The 11,500-nt window shown below is 54.0% G+C and carries 9 protein-coding genes; 2 read left to right on the top strand and 7 right to left on the bottom strand.

Annotation, left to right across the window (positions count from 1 at the left end; genetic code table 11):
- Positions 1-166: 166 nt before the first annotated feature.
- Complete coding sequence (locus BM022_RS01985; RefSeq protein WP_091136372.1) at positions 167-553, bottom strand: DUF2946 family protein; 387 nt, start codon at positions 551-553, stop codon at positions 167-169.
- Between the two features lie 55 nt (positions 554-608).
- Positions 609-1,028, bottom strand: a complete 420-nt coding sequence (locus BM022_RS01980) for a Fur family transcriptional regulator (protein WP_091136369.1) — start codon at positions 1,026-1,028, stop codon at positions 609-611.
- A gap of 143 nt (positions 1,029-1,171) precedes the next feature.
- On the opposite strand from BM022_RS01980, the gene BM022_RS01975 reads away from it, so the two are divergent.
- Positions 1,172-2,509 carry a right-handed parallel beta-helix repeat-containing protein gene (locus BM022_RS01975; RefSeq protein ID WP_256208831.1) on the top strand — a complete coding sequence of 446 codons (1,338 nt, stop codon included), beginning with the start codon at positions 1,172-1,174 and terminating at the stop codon, positions 2,507-2,509.
- A gap of 44 nt (positions 2,510-2,553) precedes the next feature.
- Entirely contained in the window at positions 2,554-4,722 is a 2,169-nt protein-coding gene (locus tag BM022_RS01970; RefSeq protein ID WP_091136367.1) for a VanZ family protein, read from the top strand.
- Between the two features lie 55 nt (positions 4,723-4,777).
- Here BM022_RS01970 and BM022_RS01965 read toward each other — a convergent pair whose 3' ends face one another.
- The 5 genes from BM022_RS01965 to BM022_RS01945 all read right to left on the bottom strand — a co-directional run bounded on the left by BM022_RS01965 (position 4,778) and on the right by BM022_RS01945 (position 11,497).
- Entirely contained in the window at positions 4,778-6,616 is a 1,839-nt protein-coding gene (locus tag BM022_RS01965) for an HAD-IIIC family phosphatase (RefSeq protein ID WP_091136364.1), read from the bottom strand.
- Between the two features lie 58 nt (positions 6,617-6,674).
- Positions 6,675-7,373, bottom strand: a complete 699-nt coding sequence (locus BM022_RS01960; RefSeq protein ID WP_091136362.1) for a TylF/MycF/NovP-related O-methyltransferase — start codon at positions 7,371-7,373, stop codon at positions 6,675-6,677.
- Positions 7,374-7,494: 121 nt separating this feature from the next.
- Complete coding sequence (locus BM022_RS01955) at positions 7,495-8,409, bottom strand: GNAT family N-acetyltransferase (RefSeq protein WP_256208830.1); 915 nt, start codon at positions 8,407-8,409, stop codon at positions 7,495-7,497.
- Positions 8,410-8,432: 23 nt separating this feature from the next.
- Positions 8,433-9,395 carry a polysaccharide deacetylase family protein gene (locus BM022_RS01950; protein ID WP_091136358.1) on the bottom strand — a complete coding sequence of 321 codons (963 nt, stop codon included), beginning with the start codon at positions 9,393-9,395 and terminating at the stop codon, positions 8,433-8,435.
- 167 nt (positions 9,396-9,562) lie between these two features.
- Positions 9,563-11,497 carry an XrtA/PEP-CTERM system amidotransferase gene (locus BM022_RS01945; RefSeq protein ID WP_091136355.1) on the bottom strand — a complete coding sequence of 645 codons (1,935 nt, stop codon included), beginning with the start codon at positions 11,495-11,497 and terminating at the stop codon, positions 9,563-9,565.
- Positions 11,498-11,500: the final 3 nt, after the last annotated feature.

Raw genomic sequence — 11,500 nt, 5'->3', positions numbered from 1 at the left:
ATGACAATTCTTCGAAAATCAACCGCCAAAGTCTCACGCAACATATCGTGTCGCGCATTACACGGGCAAGGATAGGTATGAGACCCAATCGCGGTTAACCGGTGTGAATCACATCAACCGGAGTTAACGACGTTCGATCAGGTCAGCCGTTGGAAAATCGAGAGCGTTACGACCGAGGGGGTGCGCGGGTGAGGTAGGGAGAAGAAAAACTGATGAGAACAAATACTGCGCGGAAATCCGATAGCAGCTGTCGCCGGGCTTGGTCAAAAAAACAGAATGCCAGCGCTGGAAGAAGTAAGCCAAACGCCGCCAAAGCGAGACAGTCCAGGCAAATTCTGTCGCTGTCCAGGTCCGCGTCTACAGTTGCACTGGCTTCGGCTTCGGCTTCGGACGCAACGATGCCGACAAACCGGCCATCGCTTGACTGGGCAATGCCCCCAGTCTCGTCAGGCGCGATATGCGTCAGCGCATGCGCCGCCTGAAGCACCGGCACCAGCGCTAACACCAGTAGCAATAAAAAAAATAACGCCTTAACGAGTTTGCGCAAAATCATTGATGCGTTCTTTCATCAACACCAGGAGAATTCTTGGATTTATGCATGGGATTAATCATGTGCACTCGGCACATAGTCCTTTCACTCTCAGCTCAATTTCATGCGAGCGATACCCGGGAGGGAGCTGGCGGTCATACTCGGCTTTCATATCGTCGAGGCAGATTACGGTCGTGCAGCGCGTACACTCGAAATGCGCATGAGGATGTGGATGCGCATCCAGATTCGCGCGGAATAACCAGATCCGATCGGCGCTCACGACCCTGTGAACGAGGCATTTCTCCTGTAACCATTCGAGCACCCGATAAAGCGTAACACGGTCCAATTTCTGTTTGCGGCGCACACGCTCTTCAATTTCGTGGTGCGCAACCGCCCGTTGCTCCGCCAGAAGTGTGGCTAGGACATGGACCCTGGCAGACGTCGCTCGCTCACCACGGGCGCGGATCATCTCTTCAGCTTGCTTATGCAGTTCCAACATAAGTGGTAGTATTGCAACAAAGTTGCATTTAACTATAGCCGAATTACCGTCCCCGCGCAATTGCAAGATGAGGATGATCGAATTGCTATAGACAAATTGTTCAGAGTGAATTCGTGGATGATGGCCCGGTTGGTCTCATACAAATGATCAAATCAACTCTTGTTCTTTTTTTGGCGCTGGTCACTGTCCCAGCTTGCGCCTCATCCATTTCTGCCGCAACGGTTTACACGGTAAATCCAGACAATTACCTTGCCAGGTTAAGAATACTGGAGCCGGGTGCCACCGTCAGGCTCATGCCAGGAGAATATAGGAACGGTCTGCCTGTTCAATACCTTCGCGGTACGGCGGAAGCGCCAGTTACGATTCTTGGGCCCGAAACCGGGCCACGCGCGATTTTTCTAGCGCGACCCGGTCATAATACAGTCAGCATCATCAATTCCAGTTACGTCACCATACGCAACGTGGACCTCGAAGGGCGAAACCTGCGCGTGGATGGCGTGAAATGCGAGGGGCATGCGGACTGGGCGCACCATATCACCCTTGATGGGTTGCGCGTACGAGGTCACGGCAACAATCAACAGACGGTCGCTATTTCAACCAAGTGTCCAGCCTGGGGCTGGGTGATTCGCAACAGCGTGATTACGGGAGCGGGAACGGGTCTCTATCTTGGGAACTCGGACGGACGTGCGCCATTCGTTGCCGGGGTGATCGAGCACAACCTGATCGTCGATACGATTGGCTACAACTTGCAGATCAAACATCAGCAGCTGCGGCCGTCGTTGCCGGAAATGCCCGATGGGGTCAGTGCGACAATCATCAGGCACAATGTCTTCAGTAAAACCAACGGCGGATCCAAAGAGATGGCAAGGCCCAATGTCCTGGTTGGGCATTGGCCGCTTGCAGGCCACGGTTCGAATGACCGCTATCTCGTATACGGTAATTTCTTTTACCAGAACCAGCACGAGTCCTTATTCCAAGGCGAAGGAAACATCGCCTTATATAACAATCTCTTCGTAAACGATTCGGGTGATGCAATCCGCATTCGTCCACATAATGACAAGGTGCGCTCCATTTCCGTGTTCTACAATACGATTGTCGCGGCTGGGGCAGGAATTTCCCTCTTGCGGGGAGTTGACGATTCGTCGTTTCAGCAATGGGCAAAGGGCAATGAGGTCTTTGCTCGTGCGCCGCTCGCCGGCTTTGGGTATGAGGGCAACCTGGTTGGCAAATACGAGGAAGCGGTCAACTACCTCATCAAACCCCGAGCACCACTGGGCGAGTTGAATTTGCTGCCAGGTTTCCGCGCAAGGACGCGTGCGGGTGGCGGTGATGAGCCGCGCGTTCGCGCCTTCCCCGACGCATTGCTGGATTTTGATGGCGATATGCGTGAAACGGCTGGGTTAGGCGCTTATGCCCTCGACAAGAGCCAGCCACGCTGGCGACCCACCCTGGAAATCAAACCGGTCCGCGATAAACCATGATGAGGCTTGCCTTCCACGTTCTCTTCAACAGAAGCTTTTAAAAAATGCGGATTCTCTCGGTCATCCTGCTGCTGATCGCTTACGGTTCGCTGTATCCTGGAAATTTTTCCGCCCCGCCGGAAGGCGCTCTAAACGCGTTTCTAACCAATTTCAGTGTTTTTACTTCGATCGGGGATCTGCTCGGGAATATTGCGCTCTTTTTTCCCCTGGGAATCGCCGCCATTTTGTTCTCTTCGGGAAGGCAGCACGACGGGACTCGTGTCGCTGCGACGCTTTTGCTTGCGTTCTTATATTCACTCGCCCTCCAACTGGCGCAAGTCTGGCTGCCGTCTCGCTCCGCGGCGCTCGCCGATGTGCTCTGGAATATGGTGGGTATGGCATCAGGCATGGCGGCAGGGCGTTTCCTTGCGAGAGGGGTGGACAGCGGAACCCGCTCATTGCGTTTGGTGGAGCTTGTACCCCTCTCCATATTGATATTGTGGCTGCTCACCGAGTCGTTGCCGCTGGCGCCGACGCTGGACTGGCAAAAAATCAAGGATGCGCTGAAGCCACTGCTCGAGTTTAGATTCAGCTTGTCCCGTAGCCTGATGCATGCAGCTGGCGTGGTTGTGGCGGGGACGGCCTTGATGGCGTTGAGATGGCGACCGGCTTTATGGCTGGCAGGCGCGCTATTATCAGTTCTTGCGGCGAAGCTGGTTGTCGTGAATCTGTCGCTGGACGCTTCGGCTTTGATCGGCACGGTATCCGGTTACCTGCTGTTCATATCGATGTTCCACCGCGGGCATTTCAAAACAATTTTTCGGGCAGCGTTCTGGCTGATGCTGGTAGCCTGGACTGTGATTGAGCTCACACCTTTCTCACCAGCCTCCGGCGGAGCGCTAAATATCATCCCTTTCGCCACCATGCTTCAGGGATCGATGGAAACTGGTGCACGTGGATTGGTGCGGTCATTGTTCATTTATTCCGCCCTGCTATGGCTTGCGCATAAAAACGGGGTGGACGCCAGAAAGGCCATCGTTGGACTGGTTATATGGTCGTGCTTGATCGAGTTTATGCATATGGGATTGCTGGGCCGGACCGCGGATGTGACAGAGCCGCTGCTATTGATGCTGGTTGGCTGGGTGTTGGGCGTCCTGCAAAGCCATCAACCCCGATCCGAGCCGGAGGCAGAAACGGCCGCGCCGCAGCTCGACAATTCGGTAGCGGCCCCTGCGGAGATAAGCGGAAAACGCGCGCTCCGCTCCATAGCAATAGGAATGACGATATGCGTCGCAATTGCATGGCTCGTTACTCGGTCAGAGTTGACCCCGTACAATGTGCGCGAACTGGTGTACCACGGGCATCCGTTTAGATCGCTGGCATTGCTTGTAGCGCTTTTGTACTGGTCGGTCGGCTTCCCCGTGTTCATCGCACGATGGCTGACGAAGGGAGGAATGTATTTGCTCAGTTTCCCACCGCTGGCGTTGCTGCATGGTTTAATTGCATGGCTGCTGATAGTATCCGCAGTGCCAACCGAAAGCATTCACGATATTGTCGGATCCCCCGTCCTGGGTTGGCCATGGAAGTGGGAACTGCTCGGGCGTTTTCTGGCATTGTTCGGCGCTTGGAGCGTAGCGGCCACTGCAGGCACGATCATGGCCGCAACCGGTGTGCTCCAAGGTGCCAGGACTGCACTATTGGGCTGGGCGATTGGCGCCTTCTTGGTTGTGCCGGTTTCGTACTATGTCGTGGTGTCGCAAGCATCGACTGATAACCTGGTGGAGCTGATGGCCAACAATGGCGGCGTCGGCTCTTTTTTGCTGATTGGTTCAGCCGCCATGCTGATGCTGCTTGGCGGGGCAAAAGCCGCGCTGGCGTTTAACCCCGGGTCCACGCGCGCTGACAAGGCAATCGTGTGGGTACTGGGAGCCGGCGCTTTGGCATATTTCGCACTTCATTTCGGTCTGGAACAGATCATCGTCAAGTACGGACACGTTTTCTCTGCATTGCAATTCTTGTTGAGCAGCAGCCGTTCGAATCTGGCGGGAACGGGCGAGCTGGTTGTTCGATACGCCCTGGTTTACAGCGCTTTCGTCGCAGCTGTCATCATGGTGCAAGGCTCGCTGTGGCGCTGGGTAACGCGGGCACCGCAGCGGGATAAAATGCAAGGCGGGTATGTGCACGGCTCAGCCGGATCAAGCCATACGCCACACTTGCCAACTTCGGATAGATAAAGCTCGATTCCAGCGTGGCGCGCATGCACTATTCAATGGAGAGGTTTTACCATCTCTACCTTTCCTGCTGCGCAGCCGAGGACTGTACCGAGATGAAATTGCACTCAAGCGTATGGCGACTGAGATCGAGACGCAGGCCTTTGCCAGATGGGCACGGGACGAAATTCAGGCTTTCCAGCACTTGCTGAGCCGGTATATTGCGACCCGTAGGCTGAAAGTTGACCCATAAGCTCTTCGGCTTTTCGCCTTCCAGCTCGTTCACAAGGTGATTGAAGAGAGCCTGTTCAATAAATCTCCCTTGGACCCGGCAAGAGAGCATGAAATCCTCAACGCGTATCTCGTCCTTGTCGAAACGGACGATACAAAATCCCACGGCGCCGTAAGAACCGTAATTGTCGGCACAGCGCAGGACGTATTTGCTGACTTCGTTGTCGACCAGTATGGGGAGTATTTCGCTTCGGAGGTACTTGCGTCCGGAAAAATTCAACTGGTTGGTGCGCTGGACGAGTTCAGACACACGGTCAAGATCATCATCGGCATAAAGATCAACGTTCAATTTGATTCCACATGAGGCCAAAAACCCTAGATAGTCTGAACCAAACTGCGATGCGCTCTTCTTGCGCACGAACTCTTCGCGGTAAAACTTGCTGCGTTTCTTGGCCTCGTCGCTCATCGTGCCCTGATAGCGAGGGCTTGAGAACAGCTGATCGATATCAGCCGCGTTGACGCAGGCAACACCCTTGAGCGCTCGTGACACTTCTTCCAGCTCGAACGGGTTGTCGTCAATAAACGCAAAGGTATCCAGACCGATATTGAGTTGCTCCGCTATGACCTTGATGTTCTCGCTCTTCGGCATCCAGTTGATCTGGGGATACAGGAAATAGTTGGCGATACCCAGCTCTTCCAGACGTCTCCATGCGCTCGGCTCATCGTTCTTGCTGGCGATACTCAGCAAGACGCCGCGCTCGTCAAAGAAACGCAGCAGCTCGATCACATTGGGCCGCAAAGCCACCGCTTCGTTCTCAAGCAATATGCCGTTCCACATCGTATTGTCGAGATCCCACACTACGCACTTTATCTTTGGCGGACCGGAACTCTCGCCCCTTGCACCCTTGCGGTGAACGACAAAATCGGCTGTGAGAAACACGATGCGGGCCATTCCTTCGCCATCGGGGACGATGTTGACATCGAACGGCAGGCCACAATCGGTAATTTTTGAAAAATGCTCGCGTCCGAATTCATGGCGCGAGTATCCGGGCGGCAGGGTGACCGATGACCTGAACGGCGGAGGCAGACTAGAGGCATGCAGAGTCTTGCTCATCCCGGAAGCAATAATCATGTTCAGTTGTATGCGCACCGGCACATCCATAGGATTGTAGACTTCCAGCAAGAAGACCTCAGGCTGCTGCCGCGAGGACGAATTCCTGCGGTGTAACCAGCGGCCGAAGCGTTCGAGGAGCGCCTGTTCCAGATATGACCAACGACTGTCGCGTGTCAGCCGGTACATCAAGGCACCCGCGGCGTTGGCAAGCGGCGCCGAAAAACTGATCATGCGTTCGATAAGGAGTGCCGCGCCCGCCGGCAACATCAAGGTGTTACCGCGCGCCTCGATTTTGCCCCACTTCTTGAAAGCAACCTCTGCTCCGTAACCGCGAGCGGAAGGAAAACTCTGGTTGCGGTACATCCCATAAGTCAGACGTCTGCACCTGCTATCCGGCCTGCTTTGATAGAGATCGCAGGAGGTGAAACAACTCGGAGCGGCGCACTCCACGCAATGCTCCCCCCACATGAGCAAGGACATTTTTGCAATGTCATCAACAGGATCATAAGCGGATGCCGGCGCAAGTCCGCGATCCACATGCAGATGCTCCTCATATTTATCGAATTCGAACATGGCTCGCCACTACCGGATCGGGTGCCTTTTCATATCGCTAACAACGGAAATCATTCGCTCACTCATTTACTCTGCAAATAAATGATTTTCCCAGGGGAGCGTAGTCCATATAGGGAATGACCCGGACACGCGTTTGCTTTTGCAAAAATTCCGCAAGAGCCTTCTGTTCACCCTGCTCCGGGTCCCCCTTATAGTTGTAATAGTCATCGAAGCAGATGATGGAACCGTCCACGAGATAGGGTTGGACAAAATCGAGCACCTGAATTGTAGAATCATATAAGTCACAATCGACGTAAACGATTGCCGCCTTGCGTCCGGAGAATCGTCTATGGGTAGCATCATTCAGGCTTTCGCTGTAAAAGCCCTCCACAAGTTCATATTCTGCCCGCCTAAACCCGCGATCACGGAGAATTGACTCGAACTCTGGTCGCGTGCAGGCAAACTGGCCTTTGTACCAGATATTGTCGGGATGATCCCCAGTTTCGGGCAATCCCTGAAAGGAGTCGAACCCCCATAGCTTCATGTCGCCGCGACGGTAACGATGCATCATCCTGTACGCGTAGCTGAAGGTTTTTCCTCGCCACAGCCCAAACTCCAGATAATCTCCCGGAACGTGATTGATTTTTGCGAACTCGAAGGCCTGGCCGAGCATTCCAAGCTCGGTCATGCGATTATCAGACCGGCGATCCAGCACTTCGATCACGCGGGCGACCCATTCGGCGTCTATTACACGTTTTACAAATTCTCTGATGGGCATACTGTCCTTACCGTTGAAGGCTCTCTTTAATTAAAATTGCTTAAAACTTCGTGAACGACCAGGGATAAACGATTTTGAGCATGTAACTCCATATTGTCCGCGAGTCTGATGGCGGAGTATTTCACCCCCCGAATCGCATCAGTTTTCTTACCATTGTTTTTATACCGAGCTGATGAAGCGCGGTACCGGCGGATTTACTGAAATCATCAAACGCTTTTTGGCTATACAACAAAAATTTGTTACGTAAATTGCTGCGCAGAAAAAAAACGTTCGCACACTGGACGCTATGAGTGGCAAATAGTTTCTTGTGCTCCGATTCACCTTCCGTAAAATCGAAGAAGCGGAAGGAACGCTCCTCGAACAGATACTCCAGAGCAAGCCATTGCAAAACAGTGCCAGCCGAAAGATTCATGTATTCGGGGTCGTAGCCGAGAAACGCATAGATCAATACTCCATTATCAATTGGGCAATAAAGATACGAAACTGGCCTGTCCTGATGAAACAGGATGAACCCGCGCACCCGTCCCTCGTCAGCAAGCCGTTTCATTTCTTGTAGAAACTCCTCCGAATCGGGCAATCCGGCGTCCAGCAACTTCTCCTGATACGTAATCCTGGAAACAGCGCGGGCTAATCGAAAGAACTCCGGCATTTCATGTCCATCCTTATATACGCGCCACGAAATCTCTCCGCCGCAATATTCCGCGTATTTCCGAACCTTGCGGTTCAATGTCGAGCGTGTCTTGGACGAGAATTTGTTCTTGTATTCGGCGAACGACTGCCGCATGTCGATGTAATAACGTGGGTATTGCGAAGGGACATAACAAAGATATTCCTCCTGCCTTCGAAACACCGGTTGACGTCCAACAACGCCCAGCGAACGTATCAGGAAGCCCTGGCAGCCGGCTTGAAGCGCCTCGGTCGGTGGCTCCGGCTCTACCACCGAAGCCGATTCATCATCCAGCGCCACCTCCCGCACCTGCAGCCACAGCTTCGGCGCAAACAGCGTCTTATCCCCAAGCCTTATCTTGATAGGCACTGATTTACAGCTCCAGCTCTGACTCAACTAAACCCTCCGCGCAAGCCCTGCTCCAGCATTCGCAGCCCGGTTTTCCATAGCGGTGAAGTGAGTGGAGCGGGCTGTGAAAGCACCGGTGCTGGAGCCAAACCTTGGAAACCACGAACTCGAAAACAATCACGGTGGCGGTCCAAAAACGAGCAAAGCTTTCGAAAGCGCGCCACCACGATATCGTCCGGTCTATCCATGCGGCTGTTGAGCAATTCGAAGTTGTGAAAGAGAATGACAAACGCCTTACGCCTCGACTCTAGCGCTTGCCAGAGCAGGCCTTCCATCTCCCGGTAGGAACATGCCGTAACCTGCGTATGCCGTAGTTTACGGCTGCCGCTTTGAAAAACTGTCATCGGATACTCGTAAACGCCTTCACACTCCATGGGCTCCACCAGGAGGATTTGCGGACTGACGCCACTATCCGGGCCGAACAAACTGGCGTTGTAGCTGCTGTCAAAAGGGATCCGGTTCAACGACAGGGCTGTGAGGGTTTCTCTATTGAAACCAAAGCTGCCGGCTCGAAACGCATTGACACGCCCCCCACCCGCGGTTTCGATTAATCCTGCCCCTGCGCGGATGAGAGTTATTTGCTCCTGGAGGGAAAAGTAGCGCAGAAATTGCCTTTTACCTGTTATGCCTTCAAGCAGGGGTTCGGTCGATTCGTCAACCCACTCAGTATGCAGGTGAAGTTGTATCTCATGACCCGGTTCTCGCACCAAACCAACAATTTCCGCTAACGGCGCCGAACCGAACCGGGTGGCGAAGAGAGGCTCAACGAAGAAAACAGCTGTCAGGCCGTGCTCCTGTAACTGTCTGAGCTGATACGGCAAGCCATAATCGCCTGTGGACGTCGGGCCGTAGATGTAGCGCTTAAACGCATCAGGAAACTTGGCGTCAATATTGTCCCAGCCGTCACACCACACCTCTACGTCAACTGTCAGGAATACATCCAGCATAGGGACACCTCAGGTTCAGCGCCAGGCGAACTTCACGCGCAGTAGGTAACAAGCCTTCGGTAAACCGCCGGCTTGTCCTTCCCCGTCGGCATGGCACAGCGCGCTAGCCCTCTTGCCAGTGATCCCAACTGGATTTCGTCGCTTCTGGTTGTGCGCGCAACTCATCCTCATGCCACCTTCAGGTCATTTTTTGCTGAGCCCGTCCGCTCGCCATAGAGCACATTCCGCAGGAACGATTGAAACATGAGCAGCGTCCAGAGCGGTGCGCTATGATCACGTCGTCCCGACTGGTGCTGGTCCAGCATCTCCTTTATGACGTTTCTATTAAAAAACCCACTATCGGCCAAGACGGGATCCATTAACGCTTCGTTCAATCTTTGGCGCAACGGGCCACGAAACCAGCTTGCCAACGGTACCGCAAACCCCATCTTGTCGCGGTAAAGCACGTCATTAGGCAGATAAGGCTCCAGGGCTTTCTTGAAAACAAATTTTCCCTCGTGCCCTCGAAGCTTCAGTGACGTTGGCAGACCCGATATCCATTCGACCAATTCATGGTCCAGCAGCGGTACACGCACTTCCAGGGCATGAGCCATGCTGGCGCGATCTACCTTGGTGAGGATATCGCCGACCAGGTAGGTTTTCATGTCCAGGTATTGCACGCGGGACAAGGGGTCCTCCACCGGGCATTTGCCGGCATGGAGACGAAGTACTTCAACTGCGTTGTAGCCTTGCAGATCACGATGGAAGGACGCGCTGAACAAGCGTCGACGCATGCTGTCCTTCATGATCGACACGCCATGGAAATACCCTTCGACCGAATCACGGCCAAGCGCTTCAAAAGTGGACTTCGCGCGTAAAAACTTTGGTGCCCAGTCAGCCTTTGGATAGATCCCGCCCAGCACGCCGAATAATGGTCTGCGAAGTCCAAGGGGAAGTATGGCCCGCATGCGTTCTTCATAGAGATGCCAGCGATAGCGGCGATACCCGGCGAGATTTTCATCGCCGCCATCTCCGGACAGGGCAACAGTGACACGCTTTCTCGCCAGCTCGCAAACGCGGTAAGTCGGCATGGCCGAGCTATCGGCGAAGGGCTCGTCGTATAGAAATGCCAGTCTATCGATAAGGTCGAAATCGTCCTGGTCCACCTGCTCCACATGATGATGAGTCCCATAGCGATCGGCCACTTTCTGCGCGTATTGGGATTCATTGAATGCGGGGTCTCCGAACGAGATGGAGCATGTATTGACCGGTTCCGCCATGAGGTTGGCCATCATTGCCACCACTGCGCTTGAGTCAACCCCTCCCGAAAGGAAAGCACCGAGGGGCACCTCGGTCATAAGATGTATTTTTACCGATTCGCGCAACCGGACAATCAGCTCTTCCTCCGCTTCTTGCATGCTCATCGCCTGGTGTGGGATGAATGGCACATCCCAGTATTGATGGGGACGCGCCATGCTTTGCCCGGTGCGAAATTTCATGATGTGCCCGGGGGACAGTTTGTAAGCATGCTTGAATATGGTTTTTGGCTCAGGCACATAGCCATAAGCAAAATATTCTTCCACCGCCTGCGGATCCAGCTCCCGTATAAAGCCCGGATGGGCTAGCAGAGCCTTGAGTTCCGAGGCGAAAATGAGCATTCCGTCCTTAAGCAGGCTGTAGTAAAGCGGTTTGATACCGAGCCTGTCGCGTCCCAGAAACAGGATCTCGCGGTTGCGATCCCACAGGCCGAAGGCGAACATCCCACGGAAACGGTCCACGCACTGCTCGCCCCACTCCTCCCAGGCGTGCACAATCACTTCCGTATCGCAGTGCGTACGGAAGACGTGGCCCGCAGCACTCAATTCTTTGGCAAGCTCCTCGAAGTTGTAAATTTCGCCGTTGAAGACAACGACCACCGTGCCATCCTCATTGAATAGTGGCTGTTGTCCGCCGGAGACGTCCATGATGGAGAGGCGGCGATGCCCAAAACCGACACCGGGCTCAGTGTACAGTTCACCCTCATCCGGCCCGCGGTGGACCTGCAGCTGATTCATTCGCGACAGCAGCTGCCGATCGATTTCTCTTTTTCCGCGCGTATCAAATACCCCAACAATTCCACACATGCT

It is taken from the genome of Nitrosospira sp. Nsp14 (assembly GCF_900113575.1).
GTDB lineage: Bacteria > Pseudomonadota > Gammaproteobacteria > Burkholderiales > Nitrosomonadaceae > Nitrosospira.
Note: the sequence above shows the minus strand (reverse complement) of the source record. Positions and strands in the feature narration are given on the sequence as shown.